Origin of the sequence: Aeromonas sp. 9A (assembly GCF_963900955.1) — a bacterium.
In the GTDB taxonomy this organism is placed as follows: Bacteria; Pseudomonadota; Gammaproteobacteria; order Enterobacterales; family Aeromonadaceae; genus Aeromonas; species Aeromonas salmonicida.
This window is the reverse complement of record NZ_CAWRFG010000001.1, coordinates 4,497,704-4,518,199: the sequence shown is the minus strand read 5'-3', so window position 1 is coordinate 4,518,199 and position 20,496 is coordinate 4,497,704. Positions and strand designations below refer to the sequence as shown.

General features: G+C 62.0%; 19 protein-coding genes. 12 read left to right on the top strand and 7 right to left on the bottom strand.

The features are described 5' to 3' along the window. Positions 1-14 precede the first annotated feature (14 nt). The 7 genes from AACX78_RS20895 to AACX78_RS20865 all read left to right on the top strand — a co-directional run bounded on the left by AACX78_RS20895 (position 15) and on the right by AACX78_RS20865 (position 7,869). A complete protein-coding gene (locus AACX78_RS20895; RefSeq protein WP_159167303.1) occupies positions 15-2,444 on the top strand; it encodes a heavy metal translocating P-type ATPase in 2,430 nt (809 codons plus the stop codon). Further along, a complete protein-coding gene (cueR, locus tag AACX78_RS20890; protein WP_005318178.1) occupies positions 2,445-2,834 on the top strand; it encodes a Cu(I)-responsive transcriptional regulator in 390 nt (129 codons plus the stop codon). Between the two features lie 84 nt (positions 2,835-2,918). Beyond that, the gene (locus AACX78_RS20885) at positions 2,919-4,073 is read left to right on the top strand and encodes a GGDEF domain-containing protein (RefSeq protein WP_181455381.1); all 1,155 of its coding nucleotides are present in this window, start codon (positions 2,919-2,921) and stop codon (positions 4,071-4,073) included. Positions 4,074-4,103: 30 nt separating this feature from the next. Then, entirely contained in the window at positions 4,104-4,367 is a 264-nt protein-coding gene (locus AACX78_RS20880) for a YihD family protein (RefSeq protein ID WP_005318183.1), read from the top strand. Positions 4,368-4,563: 196 nt separating this feature from the next. Continuing rightward, positions 4,564-6,015, top strand: a complete 1,452-nt coding sequence (ccoG, locus tag AACX78_RS20875; protein ID WP_096120015.1) for a cytochrome c oxidase accessory protein CcoG — start codon at positions 4,564-4,566, stop codon at positions 6,013-6,015. An 84-nt stretch (positions 6,016-6,099) separates the two neighbouring features. Beyond that, positions 6,100-7,089, top strand: coding sequence for a serine/threonine protein kinase (locus tag AACX78_RS20870; RefSeq protein ID WP_159167302.1), 990 nt, complete (start codon positions 6,100-6,102; stop codon positions 7,087-7,089). Positions 7,090-7,260: 171 nt separating this feature from the next. Continuing rightward, positions 7,261-7,869, top strand: coding sequence for a thiol:disulfide interchange protein DsbA/DsbL (locus AACX78_RS20865; RefSeq protein ID WP_159167301.1), 609 nt, complete (start codon positions 7,261-7,263; stop codon positions 7,867-7,869). A gap of 104 nt (positions 7,870-7,973) precedes the next feature. On the opposite strand, the gene AACX78_RS20860 is transcribed toward AACX78_RS20865, so the two are convergent. The 5 genes from AACX78_RS20860 to AACX78_RS20840 form a co-directional block, all read right to left on the bottom strand. Next, the gene (locus tag AACX78_RS20860; RefSeq protein WP_159167579.1) at positions 7,974-9,509 is read right to left on the bottom strand and encodes a PhnE/PtxC family ABC transporter permease; all 1,536 of its coding nucleotides are present in this window, start codon (positions 9,507-9,509) and stop codon (positions 7,974-7,976) included. After that, complete coding sequence (locus AACX78_RS20855) at positions 9,509-10,282, bottom strand: phosphonate ABC transporter ATP-binding protein (protein ID WP_159167300.1); 774 nt, start codon at positions 10,280-10,282, stop codon at positions 9,509-9,511. The genes AACX78_RS20860 and AACX78_RS20855 overlap by 1 nt, the downstream gene beginning before the upstream one ends. Further along, entirely contained in the window at positions 10,279-11,124 is an 846-nt protein-coding gene (locus AACX78_RS20850; RefSeq protein WP_159167299.1) for a putative selenate ABC transporter substrate-binding protein, read from the bottom strand. Before AACX78_RS20850 ends, AACX78_RS20855 begins: the two co-directional genes overlap by 4 nt. A gap of 124 nt (positions 11,125-11,248) precedes the next feature. Beyond that, a complete protein-coding gene (gene pncB, locus AACX78_RS20845; protein WP_159167298.1) occupies positions 11,249-12,427 on the bottom strand; it encodes a nicotinate phosphoribosyltransferase in 1,179 nt (392 codons plus the stop codon). Between the two features lie 101 nt (positions 12,428-12,528). Next, on the bottom strand, positions 12,529-13,164 hold the full coding sequence (locus AACX78_RS20840; RefSeq protein WP_159167297.1) for a nicotinamidase: 636 nt from the start codon (positions 13,162-13,164) through the stop codon (positions 12,529-12,531). A 74-nt stretch (positions 13,165-13,238) separates the two neighbouring features. Between AACX78_RS20840 and AACX78_RS20835 the strand changes: the two genes are divergently transcribed. Both AACX78_RS20835 and AACX78_RS20830 read left to right on the top strand, forming a co-directional pair. Then, positions 13,239-13,889 carry an NUDIX hydrolase gene (locus tag AACX78_RS20835; protein WP_011898224.1) on the top strand — a complete coding sequence of 217 codons (651 nt, stop codon included), beginning with the start codon at positions 13,239-13,241 and terminating at the stop codon, positions 13,887-13,889. After that, on the top strand, positions 13,886-14,383 hold the full coding sequence (locus AACX78_RS20830; protein ID WP_159167296.1) for a DUF523 domain-containing protein: 498 nt from the start codon (positions 13,886-13,888) through the stop codon (positions 14,381-14,383). The genes AACX78_RS20835 and AACX78_RS20830 overlap by 4 nt, the downstream gene beginning before the upstream one ends. Before the next feature lie 158 nt (positions 14,384-14,541). Here the strand turns inward: AACX78_RS20830 and AACX78_RS20825 are convergent, their stop codons facing one another. Continuing rightward, the gene (locus AACX78_RS20825; protein WP_159167295.1) at positions 14,542-15,441 is read right to left on the bottom strand and encodes an acyltransferase; all 900 of its coding nucleotides are present in this window, start codon (positions 15,439-15,441) and stop codon (positions 14,542-14,544) included. Positions 15,442-15,577: 136 nt separating this feature from the next. Then, positions 15,578-17,092: a YifB family Mg chelatase-like AAA ATPase gene (locus AACX78_RS20820; protein ID WP_159167294.1), complete on the bottom strand. Its 1,515-nt coding sequence runs from the start codon at positions 17,090-17,092 to the stop codon at positions 15,578-15,580. A gap of 384 nt (positions 17,093-17,476) precedes the next feature. Between AACX78_RS20820 and ilvG the strand changes: the two genes are divergently transcribed. The 3 genes from ilvG to AACX78_RS20805 are packed head-to-tail and all read left to right on the top strand — an operon-like array spanning position 17,477 to position 20,370. Continuing rightward, positions 17,477-19,123, top strand: a complete 1,647-nt coding sequence (gene ilvG, locus AACX78_RS20815) for an acetolactate synthase 2 catalytic subunit (protein WP_159167293.1) — start codon at positions 17,477-17,479, stop codon at positions 19,121-19,123. After that, entirely contained in the window at positions 19,120-19,410 is a 291-nt protein-coding gene (gene ilvM, locus AACX78_RS20810; RefSeq protein WP_159167292.1) for an acetolactate synthase 2 small subunit, read from the top strand. Before ilvG ends, ilvM begins: the two co-directional genes overlap by 4 nt. Positions 19,411-19,422: 12 nt before the next feature. Further along, positions 19,423-20,370 carry a branched-chain amino acid transaminase gene (locus AACX78_RS20805; RefSeq protein ID WP_159167291.1) on the top strand — a complete coding sequence of 316 codons (948 nt, stop codon included), beginning with the start codon at positions 19,423-19,425 and terminating at the stop codon, positions 20,368-20,370. Positions 20,371-20,496 lie beyond the last annotated feature (126 nt).

Here is a 20,496-nt window from a genome sequence, read left to right as displayed (position 1 = left end):
CCGAGGAGGACACCATGACCACCCAGATTCAAGACCCCATTCATCTGCAACTGCCGCTCAGCGGCATGAGCTGCGCTAATTGCGCCAGCCGCATCAGCACTGCCCTTAACCAGCTTGAGGGAGTAACGGCCACCGTCAACTTCGCGTTGGAGCAGGCGGCCATCGAGCTAGGTGACCCGGCCCGCTTGCCCGAAGTACTCGACAGCATTACCGGGCAGGGTTATGGCTACGGCCATGAGACCCTCTCCTTCCAGATCAGCGGCATGACCTGCGCAGGCTGTTCAGCACGTCTCAACAAGATGCTGGCGGCATTGCCTGGCGTTATTTCGGCTGAGGTCAATTTCTCCATCGAGCAGGCCCGCATCGAGCTGGTGCCGGGTATGCAGACGCCGGCCTCGTTGCGCGAACGTATAGAGGCGCTCGGCTTTGGAGCCCAGTTGGCGCAGGGCTCTGCCAGCGGTCGCCGCCAGCAGTTGCAGGCGCGGGAGGTGCAGGAGGCTGCCGCCGCACACAAGGCGCTGATCCAGGTTGTTATTTCAGCTCTGCTGACCCTGCCGCTGCTGGTGGGCATGATCGCCATGGCGGGGCTGCTGCCCTGGCATCTGCCCGCCTGGCTGGAGCTGGTGCTCGCTACCCCGGTGCAGTTCTGGATTGGGGCCCGCTTCTATCGCGGCGCCTGGCTCGCTATCAAGAACCGCTCCGCCAACATGGATGTGCTGGTGGCGACCGGCACCAGTGCTGCCTACTTCTACAGCCTCTACCTGCTGCTGACGTTGGGGATGGCCGCCAGCGGCAAGCTCTATTTCGAAGCGAGCGCCATCATAATTACCTTGATTTCACTCGGGAAACTGCTGGAGGCGCGCGCCCGCCGCAGTACCCAGTCCGCCATTCGCGAGCTGATGGCGCTGCGGCCGGAAACCGCCACCGTCTGGCGTGGCGAGCGCTGGCAGAGCCTGGCCATAGATGAAGTGCTGCGCGGCGATCGGTTGCGGGTGCTGGTGGGCGAGCGAGTGCCTGTGGATGGCAAGATAGTGAGCGGCGCAAGCGATCTCGATGAGTCTATCCTCACCGGTGAGAGCTTGCCGGTACCGCGGGGTATCGGGGAGGGCGTGCTGGGCGGCGCCATCAACCGCTCCGGCGTGCTGGAGATCGAAGCCACTACCGTGGGGGAGGATTCCAGCCTCAGCAAGATCATCGCCCTGGTGGAGAGCGCCCAGATGGGCAAGGCACCGCTGCAACAGCTGGTGGACAAGGTGTCCGCCGTGTTCGTGCCTGTGGTGATGGCCATTGCCCTGTTCACCTTGCTGGTGTGGTACGCCTACGGCCACGACTTCGGTCAGGCACTGCTGGCTGCCGTGGCCGTGCTGGTGATCGCCTGTCCCTGTGCGCTGGGGCTGGCGACGCCGGCAGCCATAGTGACAGGCACCGGGGTGGCGGCCCGTCACGGCATTCTGATCAAAGACGTGGATACCCTGCAGAAGGCGCACGCCATCAAGGCGCTGATCTTCGACAAGACAGGTACCCTCACTCAGGGGCGGCCCGTGCTGGCAAGCTGGAGCGGCAATGACGAGCAGTTGCGGCTCGCGGCCGCCTTGCAGCAGGCGAGCGAGCATCCGCTGGCGTTGGCGATGCGCGAGGCAATCGGCAAGGAGGTGGTACTGCCTCAGCCTGACGAGGTCGAGGTACGGGTCGGTGCCGGCATCCTCGGCACAGTGGCAGGCCACTCGGTCGCTATCGGCAATTCATCGTTGCTGGCTCAGCTCGGGATTGATCAGTCGCTGCAGGATGAAGAGCCTGCTGACGGTGCGACCCGGGTCTGGGTTGTCATCGACGGCGTGGCCGTCGGCATCGCCGCCCTGGCCGATACCTTGAGGCCAGAGAGCCCGGAAGCCATCTCCATCTTGCGTCAGCGTGGTATCGCCAGCTGGCTGGTGAGCGGCGATGCGCCGGCACCCGTGGCCCATATCGCCGCCAAGCTGGGGCTGGACGGAGCCTTTGACTCTGTGCTGCCTGCGGGCAAGGTGGAAAAAGTGGAGGCGCTGCGCGCAAGCACTCATGGGCTGGTGGCCATGGTGGGCGACGGGGTGAACGACGCCCCTGCGCTGGCGGCGGCGGACGTGGGCATCGCCATGGGCTCCGGCTCCGATGTGGCAATGGAGACCGCCTCCATCACTCTCATGCGATCTGACCCTCGCTTGGTGGCCGATGCCATCGACATCTCTGCAGCCACCTGGCGCACCATACAGCAGAACCTGTTCTGGGCCTTCGTATTCAATATCATCGGCATTCCGCTGGCGGCGCTGGGTTATCTCAGCCCCGAGCTGGCGGGGGCGGCCATGGCCCTGAGCAGCATCACGGTATTGAGCAATTCCCTGTTACTGAAACGCTGGCAGCCCAAGGCGGCGCACACACCAGCCCTCATCCAGATTGGTAAGGAGACATAAATGAACATCAGCAAGGTTGCCAAGGCCACGGGGCTGACCGCCAAGACGATTCGCTACTACGAGAGTATCGGCCTCATTTCAGCCCCTGTACGCAGCGATAACGGTTATCGCAGCTACACGGAGGGTGCGTTGCGGGAGCTGCGCTTCGTCAAGCGGGCGCGGGAGACAGGCTTCAATCTGGAGGAGTGCCAGGAGCTGTTGGCGCTCTATCGGAACGAGCACAGAACCAGCGCTCAGGTGAAGAAGCTGGCGCAGGAGAAAATAGTTGATCTGCGCAGCCGCATCGCAGGCTTGCAAGCCATGCTGACCTCCCTCGAAGGGCTGGTCTGTTGCTGCCACGGGGACGAAAATCCTGAGTGTCCTATCCTGGACGAGCTGGAACGCGGTTGACTAACCGCTTAATAACAGACGTTTTATTGTTGGCCCGGAAGGGGGAGTGGTAGACTGTGCGGCTCTTGTAAAGGGAGCATGCAGTTGACTCAGAGTGTGACACGTCAGGTGAAGCAGGCCATCATGGCCCAGCTTTATACTCACTCCTCATTCAGCCTGCCTTGCCTGGGCCTGCTGGCACTCGGCTGGAGCCTGCTGTTCCACGATTACCTGCCCGCCGGCGAGGCGCTCGGCTGGTTGGCTCTGGTCTGCCTGCTGCTGCTGTGTCGTGGCTGGCACCTGCGCTGGCGTCAGTCCAGTCTGACGCAGACCCCCTTGCCAGTGCTGGAACGCGAGCTGTTCATCGGGGTCACCATTACCTCCATCATCTGGGCGCTCGGTGTGCTGCTCTACATGGACAAGCTGCCCGACACCTATCGTGCCGCCATGATGATGCTCTCCAGCCTGATCCTCACCGGCAGTGCCATCATGCTGTTTGGCAGCCGCCGCTCCCTCTATGGCGCCGTCTTGCCACTCGGGCTTGCCATGCTGTTCGAGCTGGGGGCCGGCAACGAGCAGGAGCGGATTGTCTCCTGCATGCTGGCAGGCTATCTGTTTGTCTTCTTGCCGACCCTGCTGCGCCGTCTGCGGCGGGATCAGGTCGCCTCTCTCTACCACCGCTTCTCCAACGCCGATCTGGTGGCCGAGCTGAAGGCCGTCTCCGAGCATTTGCGTCTCACCTCCCGCCTCGACGGCCTGACCGGCATCGCCAACCGCGCCCACCTCGACGACTCTCTGGAACGGGCATGGCGCCGCTGTCACCGCGCCCGGGCGCCCCTGTCGCTGGTGCTGGTGGATGTAGATTATTTCAAGCAATTCAATGATCTGTATGGTCATCAGCAGGGTGACGAGTGTCTGCAACGGGTGGCGGCGTTGCTGGCCGAGGTGCAGCGCCGCGAGGATGATCTCGCCGCTCGTTACGGCGGGGAGGAGTTCGCTCTGTTGCTGCCCTGTACCAGCATGCAGGGGGCCTTGCAGATTGCCGAAAACGTGCGAATGGCCCTCAAGGATCTGGGTATCCCCCACCAGAAATCCCTGGTCTCTGGCCGGGTCAGTTGCAGTTTCGGGGTCGCCACTCTGGTGCCGGATCAGAGCGGCTCCATCGCGGAGCTTATCCAAAAAGCGGATGCGGCCCTCTATCAGGCCAAGCATAATGGACGGGATCGTATCGAAGTAGCCTTGATGGGTAAGGTTGCCTGAGTTTCACATGACAGATTAAAGAGGTTGTCTATGCAATGTCATCGTATCGAAGAGCTGCTGGAGTTGTTGCAGCCTGCCTGGATCAAGGAACAGGATCTCAGCCTGGTGCAGTTTGTTGCCAAACTGGCGGCGGAAGCTGGCTATGACGGCGCCTTGTCCGACCTGACCGACGACATGCTGATCTACCACCTCAAGATGCGGGAATCCGACAAGCAGGCGATGATCCCGGGTCTGGCCAAGGATCATGTACCCGATTTCAAGGAAGCCCTGCTCAAGGCTCGCGGCATCAAGTGATCCTGGCTCGGTACAAACCGGGCTGAGTGGCTTCAAGAGAATCTCAATGAGAGGTGTATCGTCAACCGGCGATACGCTTTTTTTGTTGCTGAAAATTGCGACACGACTCGAACATTAGATACATCTTACCCACACAATTAGCAGGCTGTTTAAGATATAATCCGCTCCATAACAAATAAGGGAGCTGTGTCTTGCAATGGCCGATCATGAAAAAATCGATATCAAGGATGTGACTGACAAGGGCGTCACCGGGACTTTCAACCCGAACACGTTCAAAGCCAGCGATGACAGGTTCAATCCCGGCAACCGCATTTACGTGAGGGCACAGACCGGCTATTGGCAGCGGATGCGCAAGGTCATGGGCTGGTTCTTCGTGGTGCTCTTCGTCGCCTTGCCCTGGTTGCGCTATGACGGTCGTCAGGCCGTGCTGTTCGATGTTGGCCATCAGCAGTTCCACATTTTTGGTGCCACCATCTGGCCGCAGGATCTGACCCTGCTGGCCTGGATCTTCATGATCGCCGCCTTTGCCCTCTTCTTCGTGACCACCTTCCTCGGCCGGGTCTGGTGCGGCTATCTCTGCCCGCAGACGGTCTGGACCTTCATGTTCATCTGGTTTGAAGAGAAGCTGGAAGGCGCCGCCAACAAGCGGCGCAAGCTGGATGCTGCTCCCTGGAGTGGCGAGAAGCTGGCCCGCAAGGGGGCCAAGCATCTGGCCTGGATCCTGCTATCCCTCGGTACCGGTCTCACTTTCGTCGCCTATTTCCAGGATGTGACCGAGCTGGTGCCCGACTTCTTTACCCTGCAGGCGAGTGGCTGGGTCATCTTCTGGGTACTGTTTTTCACGGCCTGTACCTACGGCAATGCCGGCTGGATGCGTGCCATCATGTGTATCCACATGTGCCCCTATGCCCGCTTCCAGTCAGCCATGTTCGACAAGGACACCTTCATCGTCGGCTACGACACCAAGCGTGGTGAGACCCGGGGTGCCCGTAGTCGAAAAGCGGATCCCAAGGCGCTGGGGTTGGGGGATTGCATCGATTGCGACCTCTGCGTTCAGGTCTGCCCGACCGGCATCGACATCCGCGACGGCCTGCAGTACGAGTGCATCAATTGTGGTGCCTGCGTCGACGCCTGCGACCAGACCATGGATCGGATGGGCTATCCGAAAGGGCTGATCAGCTACACCACAGAGCACAAGCTGGCCCATAACAGCACCCATGTGGCGCGGCCCAAGCTGCTCGGTTATGGCCTGGTGATGGTCATCATGCTGGGGGTGTTCGTCTACAACGCCATGTCCATCATGCCCATGGGGCTCGACATACTGCGGGATCGCAACCAGCTGTTCCGCGAGAACAGCGAGGGGCTCATCGAGAACACCTATACCCTCAAAATCCTCAACAAGACACTGCATGCCCAGACCTATCAGCTGGATGTGGAAGGGCTGCCGGAGCACGAGTGGTTCGGCCCCCGCGAAGTGACCCTGAAGGCGGGCGAGATCTACACCCTGCCGGTGAGCGTGGCGGTCGATCCCTTCAACCTGAAGAAGCCGACCCTGGATATACAGTTCGTGCTGAAACGGGATGGGGCGGCAGCCGATGACAGCAAGGGCACACTGCGTCAGGCCAGCAAGTTTATCAGCCGGCTGTAATGGGAATAGTTGGTGCAACTGATTGGTTTGGAACGCCATTGAGCTTAGTGGTGATAGAATGGGGCGCAACGGCGCCCCTTTTTAATGGTGGATGACATGCGTTTCAACTATTCCGACCTTACTCCCGACCTCATCATGGATGCGCTGGATCTCAGCGGTCTGCGACTCGACTCCGGTCTCATCGAGCTCAACAGTTACGAAAACCGGGTCTATCAGTTTCAGGACGAGGAGCGCCGCCGCTATGTGGTGAAGTTCTACCGTCCCGGTCGCTGGAGTCGTGCCCAGATCCTGGAAGAGCACGACTTTGCCGCCCGACTCAATGAGGCGGAGATCCCGGTCGCTGCGCCGCTCTCCTTCGCGGGTGAAACCTTGCTGGAGCACCAGGGCTACCCCTTTGCCATCTGGCAGAGCGTGGGAGGCCGCCAGTTCGAGGTGGACAACCTGGATCAGCTGGAGTGGGTGGGGCGCTATCTTGGCCGGATTCACCAGATCGGTGCCAGCCGATCCTTCCATCACCGCGTCCGACTGGATGTGGAGAGCATGCTGCACGAACCGCGCGAGCTGCTGGCATCCGGTGAATGGCTGCCGAGCGGGCTGGCCAAGCAATTCTTCGGTGTACTCGACGAGCTGATCAAGCACGTCTGCGATGCTATGACTCTGGATGTGGCACAGATCTCCCTGCATGGTGACTGTCATCCGGGCAATATTCTGTGGCGTGACGGCCCCATGTTTGTCGATCTCGACGACTGCCGCACCGGCCCCGCCATCCAGGATCTCTGGATGATGCTGAGCGGCGAGCGCCACGAGCAGTTGATCCAGCTCGATACCCTGCTGGCTGGCTATGAGGAGTTCATGGAGTTCGACCCGCGCGAGCTGGCCTTGATTGAGCCGCTGCGGGCCATGCGCATCGTTCACTATATGGCCTGGCTGGCACGGCGCTGGGAAGATCCCGCCTTCCCCCGTCACTTCCCCTGGTTCAATACCGACCACTACTGGCGTCAGCAGATTGCGACCCTGCACGATCAACTGGCCGCGCTCAAGGCACCACCTTTGACCCTGACGCCGGGGTGGTGAGCGAGGGCGCGTCGGCATCAGCCCACAGCGATTGTCTGTCGATGACGCTCTCTGCCGTAGCGCCTGCCGGTGTGGCCCTTTGCCATTGACGTCTGAGTGGTGACGCAATAGGCTTGGCACTGCTTCGGTTCGCCGGGCGTGCCTCACAGTGATCCCTTAACAGGAAACGTCATGAAAAAAGTACTATTTTTCCTCGCTGCCATGCTGATGATCCCCATGGTTCACGCCGCCCCCGAATTCAAGGAAGGCGTTAACTATGACGTGGTCAAACAGACAGGCAGTGCCCAGCCGGAAGTGGTGGAGTTTTTCTCCTACTACTGCCCGCACTGCGCGACCTTCGAGCCGATCGTTGAACAGTTGAAAGCGGGGATGCCAGAAGGCGTTCCCCTCAAGAAGAACCCGGTGGCCTTCCTGGGCCGCGAGATGGGTCCGGAAATGCAGCGCGCCTATGCCCTGGCCAGCCTGCTGAATGTTGAAGCCAAGCTGACCCCGGCTATCTTCAACAAGATCCATACCCAACGCCAGTATCCGCAGAGCCGCTCGGATGTGAAGCAGATCTTCCTGGATAACGGCGTGCCGGCTGAAGAGTTCGACGGTGCCGTCGACAGCTTCGCCGTATCCGGCATGGTGTCCCAGTTTGATCGCAACACCGAGAGCTACAACATTCGCGGTGTGCCGGCCTTCCTGGTCAACGGCAAGTATATGGTTAAGATCGAATCCATTACTTCTCAGGAACAGTTCAGCCAGTTGGTGAATTTCCTGCTGGCCAAGAAAGACTGATCCCGCAGTAACCCATGGAAAAAGCCCGCCGGTGCAAACCGGCGGGCTTTTTGTTTATCGGGATTGGAGCCTGGCCAGCTCGACGCCGGCTGCTTGCTCCCGATTCAGATCTGGCAGTCCCGCTGGGAGGGGGCTGGGCGCGGCAAACGGGAGCGGCGGCTGATCCCCTCAGCCAGCCAGACCAGCAGCAAGATGGCCAGGATCAGGGTGGCTGCCTGATCGTAACGGAACAGGCTGAGCGACACATAGAGCTGCTGCCCCAGCCCCCCTGCGCCCACCACCCCCAGTATGGTAGCGGCCCTCAGGTTCATCTCGCCGCGATAGAGGCTGTAGGCCAGCCATTGGCGTGACACCAGTGGAAACAGCCCGTACCAGAAGCTGGCCGTGGGGCCGGAGCCGCTCAATTGCAGGGCGAGGCGAGGGGCCTGATCCGCATTCTCCAGCGTCTCCACGAACAGCCGGGCCAGCACACCCGTGGTGTGCAGGGTGAGCGCCAGTATGCCCGCCACCGGCCCCAGCCCGACCGCGATCACCAGCAGGCTGGCGAAGATGAGCTCCGGCACGGATCGCAGCAGGTTGAACAGCAGCCTCAGTGGCCAGCAGTGGCGGGCAAGGCAGGCCAGCGGCAGGGCCAGCAGGGCGCTCAACAGGGTACTCAGCAATGCCATCTGCACCGTATCGAGCAGGCCAAGGCCGACTGTTCGCAGAAAAGGCCCCGACCAGTCCGGTTGCAGAAACTCGCCGATGAACCGGCCCAGCCCGCCGAAGGAAAAACTCAGCATGCGCCAGTCGAGCTGGTGGAGTGCCATGGCGCTGGCCAGCCCCAGGCAGGCAAGCAGTTGCAGGCCGGGGGAGCGGGTGTGGCGCAGCCAGGCGCTGAGGCCGTCGGCTAGGGTCACCAGCAGGATGAAGGCCAGCAGCAGGGTCACTACCTCGCCACCGGCAAACATGCGCAACGAGAGTTCGAGCTGCTGGCCGAGCCCGCCGGCACCGACGAAGCCCATGATAACGGAGGCGCGCAGAGCACACTCCCAGCGATAGACTGTGTAGGAAAGCAGCTCCTGGCGCACCGCGGGCAGCACGCCGTACCAGAGCGCCTGCAGGCGGCCGCTGCCGCCGAGCAGCAGGGCGCGGGCCGGTTGCAGGGCGTCGCTCTCCATGATCTCGTTGTAGACCTTGGCCAGCATGCCGCCGTAGCTGACGGCGATGGCCAGGATGGCGGCCAGGGGCCCGAGCCCCGACAGACGCACGAACAGCAGCGCCCAGATGAGCTCGGGCAGGCTGCGCAGCAGAATGGCGATGAGCCGGCTGAAAGAGCGCAAGGCGCCGCGCAGCGGGCTGGGGATGGGGCCCAGCTCGGCCAGCGACAGGGCGCGGGAGCCGAGCAGGGCGAACGGAATGCCGAGCAGCAGGGCACCGGCCAGCCCCAGAGTCGCCACGGCCAGACTCTCCAGGGTAGCGGTCAGGGTCAGGGCCAGAAAGTCCTGATCCAGGCGGGGTGGCCAGCTGGTGGCGAGAAAGTTGCCCATCTGTCGCCAGCTCTGACCATCAAGCAGGCCCAGCCAGCCGTCGGCCTGCTGCCACAGGCTGTAGCCGACCAGGGCCAGCAGCCAGGGCAGAGGATGGCGCCAGCGGCTCATCAGCCGATGCACGGCAGTGCCTCCTGGTCACCGGCCTGGTCACCGGCGTAGAGGGCAGCCAGCATGGCCGGGGTGACGGCGGCGGCGGGGCAGTCGAACTGCACCCGTCCCTCGCGCAGGCCTATGATGCGCGGGAAGCGCTCGAGCGCCAGTTCGACCGCGTGCAGGCTGGCGATCAGGGTGCTGCCGCGAGCTCGGGCTTGCGCCAGCAGGGCATCCAGGCTGCTCCGGGCGAGCACGGGATCGAGGGCGGAGACGGGTTCATCGGCCAGCATCAGGTCCGGCTGCTGATAGAGCACCCGGGCTATGCCGACCCGCTGTAGCTGGCCACCGGAGAGCTCGCCGCAGCGCTGCTGCCACTTGTCGGCGAGGCCGAGGCGGGCCAGTTCGGCCCGTGCACCGTCCGGATCGCAGGGGCGCAGCAGCGAGAGCAGGGCGCGAACGAGGGACCACTGGCCGAGTCTGCCAGCCAGCACGGCAGTCACCACAGGCTGGGAGGCGGGCAGCGGAGGCTGCTGCCAGACCATGCCGATCCGGCTGCGCAGCCGCTGGCGGGCCCGGGTGGAGAGGGCCCAGGGATCTGCCCCCCACAGGGAGAGTGCCAGTTCACCGCGCAGCTCTGTGCCGATCAGCCGCAGCAGGCTGGTCTTGCCCGCGCCGCTCGGCCCTATGATGGCGACACACTCCCCCGCCTCGATCTGCAGGTGAAGCGGATGCAGGATGCGGCTCTCGCCGAGCCGCAGCCCTGCTCCATTCAGCGCAACGGCGATCACTTCAGCAGACCGGCCTGGGTCGCGGCCGCTTCTATGCCCAGGTAGTTCTCGGGCCTGGTTTCGATGAAACGGCTGGCCCGTTGCAGCTTGAGGATCTCGGCCTGAGCCGGGACGGCAGGATCCAGGCTGAGGAAAGCCTGCTTGATTTTATCCTGCAGCGCCGGATCCAGGTCGCCACGCACTGTCCAGTTGTAATCAAAGTAGGTCGGCGTGGTCCAGATCACCTTCACCTTGGCGGTATCGACCTTGCCCTCTTCCACCAGCTTGTCCCACACGGAGGCGTTGAGCGCACCGGCCGGCACCTTGCCGGAGGCGACCCAGGCGACGGTGGCGTCGTGGGCGCCGGAGAAGGCGACATGGGCGAAGTCACGCTCCGGATTGATGCCCTGCTCGGCCAGGAAGTGGCGCGGCATCAGGTGACCCGAGGTGGAGGAGGGGGAGCCGAAGGCGAAGTCCTTGCCCCTGGTATCGGCCAGGGTCTTGATGCCGCTGTCGGCGTTAGCGATGAATTTGGAGGTGAACTGGGCATCCTCCTGGCGCTGGACCAGCGGCACTACCTTGTCGGCCCGACGATGGGCCTGCACATAAGTGAAACCCCCGAGCCAGGCCATGTCGAGCTTGCCGGCGGCCAGCGCCTCGACCACGGCGGCGTAATCGTTGACCGGTACGAACACCACCTCGCGCCCCGTCTTCTCGGCCAGATATTCTCCCAGCGGGGCGAACTTGCGCTGCAACTCGGTGGGGGCTTCGTCCGGGATGGCGGATACCCGCAGCGGCTCGGCGGCAGTGGCGCCCAGGCTGGCCAGCAGGGTGGTGAGGGCAAATATCCATTTAGAGGTCATGGGCGGTTCCTTGTGGTCTGTCGTTCGGGCAAGAGAAAGGCCCGACACCAGTCGGACCTTTCAAGAGGGTCATGGTAGGGGGCCACCGGCGCTCTGCGCAAGATGGGCTCCTCAAAAAGGCATGTTACACCCCGACGTGGAAGGCCTGCTTGAGGTTGCGGATGAAGTCCGCATCCCGGCACAGTGTCTTGCCCGGGCTGTCGGAGATCTTGGCGACCGGGCCGCCGTTGCACTCCATCAGCTTGAAGACGATGTTCATGGGGCTGACACCGGGCAGATCGCAGGTGAGCTTGGTGCCGATGCCGAAGCTGGTGTTGATGCGGCCACGGAAGTGGCGGAACAGCTGCACCGCCTTGTCGAGGTTGAGTCCATCGGAGAAGACCAGCGTCTTGTCTGTGGGGTCTATGCCGAGGCGCTGGTAGTGGCTGATGGCCTTCTCGCCCCACACAACAGGGTCGCCGGAGTCGTGGCGCAGACCCTGATAACGGCTGGCCAGCTCGAAATCGAAGTCACGCAGGAAGGCGTCCATGGTGATGCAGTCGGTCAGGGCGATCCCCAGGTGGTTGGTGAATTCGTCCAGCCAGCTGGTGAGGGCGGCGCGTTGGCTGTGCTCGAGCGGGAAGCCGAGCTGCTGGTGAGCCTGGAACCACTCGTGGGCCTGGGTGCCCACGGCTGGTAGTTGGTATTTTTGGGCCAGCAGGTAGTTGCTGGTGCCGCGAAATGCCGGCAGCCGCTCCTTGAGACGGCCCACTACCGCATCCTGCACCGCATGGGAGAAGCGGCGACGGGTACCGAAGTCGATGAGGTTGAACTCGCTCATCTCTTCCGGGCTGAGGTCCTGTTCCAGCTTGTCGATCTTTTGATCGAGCCGATCCAGCGCCTGGCTGACGCCAAACTGGGGGTAGCGGAAGCGGTTGCGCATCTCGCTGATGATGGCGAGCACAGGGATTTCCCACAGGATCACATCCTGCCAGGACCCTTCGACCCGCACATTGATGCGGCCATCCTGCTCGAACACCTTGAGCAGGGAGGCATCAAGCGGTTTGCGGCGCAGGTGGTCGAGGTAGTCAGGGGTGAAGAAGGGGCGCTCGGCCAGAAAATCGAGCTCGGGTTTGGTCAGTCGCAGGGATCCGGCGAGACGCAGTTGCTCCTCGATCTGGCCCATCATGGGCAGCAGATCTTCTTCGTTGCGGCTGTGGAATTCGGCCACTACCTCGGCATCAGGATAGCGGTGGAACACCGCCTGCTGCATATGCAGCTTGTAGGCATCGGTGTCGAGCAGGCTGGTGAGGATTGGAGGCATATCAGGCTCCTCGCAGACTGGTGAGCACGATGGTGCTCCCCTGCTGCATGTGTAACGTGCAGGCATCGGTGTCGAGCAGGCTGGTGAGAATCGGTGGCATATCAGGCATCCAGCAGGCGTTGTATATCGATCAGGGTCTGGGCCAGCTCGGCCCCGGCTTCGATCATCTGGGAGTGGGCGCTGGCAACCGTATCCGGGGCTATGCCACGGCAGGCATCGAGATGGACGATCACCCGAAAACCGGCGTGGCGCAGTTGCAACACGCTGGTCTTGACGCAGTAGTCGGTGGCGAGGCCGCCGACCAGCACAGTGTCGACCTTGCGGGCTTGCAGAAACTCGATGAGTCCTGTGCTGCGCCGTTCGGCCAGGTCGTGGAAGCAGGTGCCGTAGGGATGCAGATCCGGCTCGACCCCCTTCCAGACGAAGAAGTCGTAATCGATGGGGGCGGGCAGGCCATCCAGCAGCTCGAAGCCTTGGGTGCCGGGCACGCAGTGTACCGGCCAGGTGAGGTCGGCATTGGGCAAGTCCAGCGGCAACAGCATGCCGGCGGGGTCACTGACGGCCCAGGCTGCGTTGGCGGGATGGGAGTCTTTGCTGCCAATACGCAGGGTGGCGAGGGTGGCCTGAGCGTTGAGCGCAGCCACAATATCATCCCCGCCCACGACGGGCAGTTCGTTCGGGCAGAGGGGAGTAAATCCCTTCTGCGCATCAATATCCAGGCTGGCGACGGTTCCCATGATTGGCTCCTTCACATACTATTCGTGTGATATTATCTACCAAACATTAATGGAAGGCGAGCAGGGCGATCGACATGCTGAGAATGAGTCTGGATATGGTGGTGCTGCGGTTGTACGAGGAGCGGCTCGAGCTGTTGCTCGAAACCCGCGATCACCCCCCCTTTGCCAACTGCTGGCAACTGCCGGCACTGCGCATCGACGAGACTCGGGATCGGGACCTGGACACGGCCCGCCATCGCCTGCTGGCGGAGTGGGGGCTCGGCCATTGCTACAGCGAACAGGTCTGCACTCTCGGCAATCTGGAGCGGGATCCCCGTGGCTGGTCCACCGCGCTGGTCTACCTCTGTCTGGTCGATCCGGAAGTCGAAGCCGTGCACGGTTGCTGGCATCCACTCTCGGCCCTGCCCGGCCTCAGCCTCGCCTTCGATCATACCCAGCTTATCGCCAGAGGGCTGGAGAGACTGCGGATCAAGAGTCGCTACAGCACCTTGCCGCTGCAACTGCTGGGGCCCGAGTTCACTCTCTCCGAAGTGCAGCGTGCCTTTGAAATCATTCTGCAAACTCCGATGAACACGGCGGCATTTCGCAAGCGCATCCATCGTGCCGACATTCTGGTGGATACCGGCCGCAAGCGCACCGGCAAGCAGCGCCCCGCCATCCTCTACCGGTTGGAGAGCCCTTGCTGCGTCATGTTCGATCAGGTGATGCACGGGGCAGAAGCGTGAGTGCGTTCCCTGTTCGTGTGCTGGTGAGCGCCTGCTTGCTGGGTCAGCCGGTACGTTACGATGGCCAGAGCAAGGGGATTGTCAGCGACTGGCTGAGTGAGCTTGGCGCCGAGGGGCGAACGCACTCTTTCTGCCCCGAAGTGGCCGGCGGACTGCCGACTCCGCGCCCCCCTGCCGAGCGGCAGGGCGACCAGGTGCTGACCGCGAGTGGACTGGATGTGACGGCCGAGTTCGATCGCGGTGCCGAGCTGGCTCTTGCGCTCTGTCAGGCGCAGGGGATTCGCTTCGCGCTGCTGAAAGAGGGGAGCCCCTCATGCGGCAGCGACCGTATCTATAACGGCCGCTTCGAAGGTGTGTCAGTTGCGGGTGAGGGCAAGACCACGGCCCTGCTGCGTCGCAACGGCATCGCAGTGTTCAGCGAGGAGCAGTTGCCAGAACTAGCCTTGGCGCTTGTTTCGGCAATCGCCAAGGAGTCGGACTCAACGCCAAACTGACCCATAGCATCGGCCTGTATCACTTGTGCCCGCACAACGTCAGTTTCCTACCAACGCGCATTCAGCCACTCCTGAAAACCACTCTCAAACTGTTGCCATGGCCACCAACCTGAAGGCCAGCCCTGCTGCCTAGTAGAGCTGGATTGGCGAGGGGTCTTTTACTGCGCCTTGTCTGCCAGCAGTTGGCTAAGGGTCTGGTCCTTTTCGTGCCAGATCCCGTTCAACCACTGTTGAAACGTCTGTTGGAACTCGGGGTCATTGAAGTAATCCCCTACCAGCTTGCGTTCAATCGGCAGAAAGCGGACCTGAACCTTGATCTCCTTCACCCGACCGCACATGAAGTCCCAGTAACTGGGGATACCACCCGGATAGGCGATGGTCACATCCACCAATTGATGCAGCTGGTCGCCCATGGCCGCCAGGGTGAAGGCGATGCCGCCTGCCCTCGGGTGCAACAGATGGCGATAAGGCGCTGCCTGTTTGTCGTGCTTGTGGGCGGTGAAGCGGGTGCCCTCCACGAAGTTCATCACACTCACCGGAATGTGGCGAAACCTGGCACAGGCCTTTCGGGTTGTTTCTATGTCTTTTCCCTTCAGATGTGGCCATTTTTCCAGAAATTTACGGGAATAGCGCCGCATGAAGGGGAAGTCCAGCGCCCACCAGGCCAGACCGAGAAAAGGTACCCAAATCAGCTCTTTCTTGAGGAAAAACTTCAGGAAGGGGATTTTTTGATTAAAAACCCGCTGCAGTACCAGTATGTCGACCCAGGATTGATGGTTGGCAATCACCATGTACCACTCATCACGGCTTCCTTTGTCCGCGCCGACCACCTCGAAAGAGGTCCCTATGATGGTTTTCTGGATCAGGTTGTTGACACCGATCCAGCAGCTTGCGCAGCCATCAAGCAGAGCGTTGCAGAGGGTACGCCAGCCTTTGAGCGGCAACAGCAGCTTGAAAATGCCCAGCAAGAAGATGGGGATAAACCAGAAGAGGGTGTTGAAAAAATAGAGCAGGGTCGAGAGGCTGCCGCGCAGCCGCTCTATCAGCTTGTTGTGCATGAGTCGGGTCCGTCTCGTTGTCTGTGGGTGGCAACCAAGTGGTCAGATCTGTGACCATAATATCAGCCGATGAGCCGCTAGACCATGCACGGGACCATCACGCATGTGGGACTCACTATCTCTCTATCCCAGCCATTCAGCCGCTGCGCAGCCGCGACAGCAGCCTGTCCATGGCTCTGTAGCCGAGTGCTTCGATCAGATGCTCCTTCTCGATCGCAGGTCGCCCCGCCAGATCGGCTATGGTGCGTGACACCCGCAGTATGCGGTGCCAGGCCCGGATGCTGAGGCCCAGCTTCTGGATGGCATTCTCCAAAAACTCGGCATCTTGCGGCAATAATCGGCAAATATCTTCGATTTCACGACTATCCAGCAGATTGTTGAGCTTGCCATTGCGGCTCAGCATTCGCTCCCGCGCCGCCAGTACCCGATCGCGGATCTGCTGGCTCGATTCCCCCCGCTCCGCCTTGCCGGTGAGACTCCCCTTGGGCAGCAGCGGCACCTCCACCGTCAGGTCGAAGCGATCGAGGAAGGGGCCGGAGAGCTTGCCGAGATAGCGCAATATCTGATCCGGGCTGGAGCGGGTCTGGCCGTCACCATAGTGGCCGCAGGGGCTGGGGTTCATGGCGCCCACCAGTTGAAAGCGGGCGGGAAAATCCACCTGACGGGCGGCGCGGCTGATGGTGATGTGGCCCGTCTCCAGCGGTTCGCGCAGGGAGTCGAGCACCTTGCGCTCGAACTCGGGTAGTTCGTCCAAAAACAACACCCCGTTATGGGCCAACGAAATTTCGCCGGGCCGCGGATGGCTGCCACCGCCCACCAGCGCTACCGCAGAGGCACTGTGGTGCGGCGTGCGATAGGGTCTGTGGTGCCAGTGACCGGCGCGCGGGGTCAGGCCGCCGATGGAGTGGATGGCGGCGGTCTGCTGCGCCTCCTGCTCGCTCAGGGGTGGCAAGATGCCGGGCAAACGGCTGGCCAGCATGCTCTTGCCGGTACCGGGCGGGCCTATGAACAGCAGATTGTGGCTGCCGGCGGCAGCGATCTCCAATGCCCGCTTGGCCTGTGACTGGCCGATCACATCCTGCAGATCCGGCACATCGGGCAGGGAGTCCGTGGTCTGGGGCTCCGGCAGAGGCAGCTCATATTGACCTGCCAGCCAGGCGGTGACGGCCAGCAGCTGGTGGGCGGTACGCACCTCGGCATCCTGAATGAGGGAGGCTTCGGGGCCATTTTCTCTCGGTACCAGCAGGGTGCGCCCCGCATCGCGGCAGGCGAGCACGGCGGGCAGCACCCCGAGCACGGGACGGATCTCGCCGGTCAGGGCCAACTCCCCTAAAAATTCGTGATTGAGCAGGTATTTTGCCGGTATCTGCTTGGAAGCGGCGAGAATGCCGATGGCGATAGCCAGATCGAAACGGCCTCCCTCCTTGGGCAGGTCGGCGGGGGCCAGGTTGACCGTGATGTGTTTGCTCGGGAACTCGAAATTGCCGTTTAGCAGGGCACTGCGCACCCGATCCCGGGATTCCTTCACCGACGTTTCCGGCAATCCCACCATGTTGAAGGCGGGCAGACCGTTGGAGAGGTGAACTTCCACCGTGACTTGCGGCGCCGCTATCCCCAGGCTGGCACGGCTATAAACCACAGCTAATGACATAAATCCCGTCCTTGGTTTGATGTATGTGCTGGTTAACCGTTTTTTATTGGTTTTTTGTTCCAGCCGCAAGGCTGCTGCTTAGTCAAAATCAGAGTCTTGTCAGGTAAAAAAGGCTTGCCCAATAAAAATCACCGTGCTAGTTCTAATAGCCATTCGCGGTGCAAACCGCCCCAATTTCACAGGATTTCCGGTTGTAACTATGAACATGGCCTCCCGTTTCGTCAGCATTATTGTGGTCCTAGTGGTGATTATTATCTCACCGCTCGGGGCTCGTTTAGCTGCACGGAACAAGGGATAGACCCACCACCGGACAGAACGAAACAAGCGACCCCCGAGCCTCACAGCTCGGGGGTTTTTTTTCGACTACAGGACAGGATTTTCCACATGAACGGCGCGCAGTTTTTGGTACAGGCTCTCAAGAAACAGGGTGTGACCCAGGTGTTTGGTTACCCGGGCGGAGCCATCATGCCGGTCTACGACGCCCTGTATGACGGGGGTCTTGCCCATCAGCTCTGCCGCCACGAGCAGGGCGCCGCCATGGCTGCGGTGGGCTATGCCCGCGCCTCCGGCCAGGTGGGGGTCTGTATCGCCACCTCCGGCCCCGGCGCCACCAATCTGGTGACCGGGCTGGCGGAAGCACTGCTCGATTCCGTGCCTCTGGTGGCCATCAGTGGTCAGGTGCCCTGTTCCGCCATAGGTACAGATGCGTTTCAGGAGGTCGACGTGCTCGGCATGTCCCTCTCCTGCACCAAGCACTCCTTCATGGTGACCGATGTGGTGGATCTGGGGCGTGTGCTGGAAGAGGCCTTCGCCATCGCCACCGAAGGTCGTCCTGGTCCTGTGCTCATCGACTTTCCCAAGGATGTGCAGCTGGCCGCCGTGCCAGCGCAGAATCTGTTGTTTGCGGTGGAGGAGCCTGAGGCCCTCAACCCCTCAGACTTGACCGCTGCCCGCACCCTGATCGCCGCCGCCGAGCGCCCCGTGCTCTACGTCGGTGGCGGAGTGGGTATGGCCAATGCCGAAACCCAGCTGCGCGAGTTTGCCGCCGTCACCGGCATGCCGGCGGTCACCACCCTCAAAGGGATTGGCGCGCTGGATCCTGACAGCCCTGTCTATCTGGGCATGCTCGGCATGCACGGTACCAAGTCGGCCAACTATGCGGTGCAGCAGTGCGATCTGCTGCTGGTAGTGGGTGCCCGGTTCGATGACAGGGTGACCGGCAAGCTGGAAGAGTTTGCCCCAGAAGCCAAGGTGATCCATCTGGACGTGGACGCCGCCGAGTTCGGCAAGCGCCGCGCCGCCGAAGTGGGCATCACCACGGATCTCAAGCGGGTGTTGCCCGCCCTGGCCATGGCACTGGCTATCGATCCCTGGCGTGAGCACTGCGCTAACATGGCCCGCGAGTATGCGTTTCGCTACGACCATCCCGGCCAGCCCATCTATGCCCCGGCCCTGCTCAAGCAGCTTTCGGCCCGGCTGCCGGACACCAGCGTGGTGGCCTGCGACGTGGGTCAGCACCAGATGTGGGTGGCACAGCACATGCGTTTCACCAGTCCGCGCAACCATCTTTCCAGTGCCGGTCTCGGTACCATGGGGTTTGGTCTGCCCGCCGCCATCGGCGCCAAGATGTCGCGCCCCGATGACGAAGTGGTGTTGGTGAGCGGCGATGGCTCCTTCATGATGAACGTGCAGGAGCTGGGCACCATACGCCGCGCCCAGCTCCAGGTGAAAATGGTGCTGATCGACAACCAGCGTCTCGGCATGGTGCGCCAGTGGCAGGAGCTGTTCTTCGATGGCCGCTACAGCGAGACCATCCTCTCCGACAACCCCGATTTCGTCGCTCTGGCCGCCGCCTTTGGCATCCCGGGTGAGACCATCACATGCAAGGATCAAATCGCAGCAGCCCTCGACCGCCTGCTGGGGAGCGAAGGCGCCTATCTGCTGCATGTGGCCATTTCAGAGGAAGAAAACGTCTGGCCCCTGGTTCCGCCGGGAGTCGCCAACCACAAGATGATGGAGCAACGCCCATGAACCCGCACACCTTTGCGCAGCCAGCATTTGCACAACACACCTTGCACATTCACGCCCAGCCCAGACCCGAAGTGATGGAGCGGGTATTGAGGGTGGTGCGCCACCGCGGCTTCAATCTCTGTGCCCTCAGCATGGAGATGGGGGCGGAGCAGGATTGCCAACAGCTGCGGATCACGGTTACTGTCGAGTCGGAGCGTCCCATCCAGCAGTTGTGGAGCCAGCTGGTCAAGCTGGTGGACGTCTCCCGGGTCGATGCACTGGAACAGCAACCCCGGATCAGAGCTTAAGGAGCAACAGCAATGTCACAGTCTTCCCAATCCCCCACTCAGCCCAAGTACATCTGGTTCAACGGCAGCCTGGTGCCCTGGCAAGATGCCCAGGTGCACGTCATGAGCCATGCCCTGCACTACGGCTCCTCTGTGTTCGAGGGCGTGCGCGCCTACGACACCCCCAAGGGCACCTGCATCTTCCGGTTGCAGGAGCACACCCGCCGCCTGTTCGACTCCGCCAAGATCTACTGGATGGAGGTGCCTTACAGCGAGGCCGAAGTGAATGAAGCCTGCCGCGCCGTGGTGCGCGAGAACGGCCTCAAGAGCGGTTATCTGCGTCCGCTGGCCTTTATCGGTAATGTGGGGCTGGGACTGCATCCACCGCTGGATGCCAAGGCCGAGCTCATGGTGGCTGCCCTGCCGTGGGGGGCCTACCTGGGGGAAGAGGGTCTGAAAAACGGGGTGGATGTGTGCGTCACCTCCTGGAACCGGCTGGCCCCCAACACGATTCCGACCGGCGCCAAAGCCGGTGGCAACTACCTCTCCTCTCAACTCATCAGCCGGGAAGCCAAGCGCAACGGCTACGCCGAAGGGCTGGCGCTGGATGTGAACGGCTACCTGAGCGAAGGCGCGGGTGAGAACCTGTTCCTGGTGAAAAATGGCGTGATCTTCACCCCGCCTGCCACCGCTGCCATCCTGCCCGGCATTACCCGCGACACCATCATGACCCTTGCCCGCGATCTGGGTTATGAGGTGCGCGAGCAGGCGCTGCCCCGTGAGGCGCTATACGTTGCGGACGAGATCTTTATGACGGGCACTGCCGCCGAAGTGACGCCTGTGCGTTCGGTGGACCGGATGCAGGTAGGTGCCGGTTGCCGTGGCCCAGTGACCGAGCAGTTGCAGAACGCCTTCTTCGGGTTGTTCAACGGCCAGACAAAGGACAAATGGAACTGGCTGACCCCGGTCGATGACAAGTAACGGGTGACCGAGAACGGGGAGGTGCCATGCCTCCCCGAGTCGCTTCTGGTCAGGGCATCCGTGCTGTGCCCTGACCAGGATCGATTCCCGATCCGCGAGTCACACATTCAAGAAATAATGCGCCCC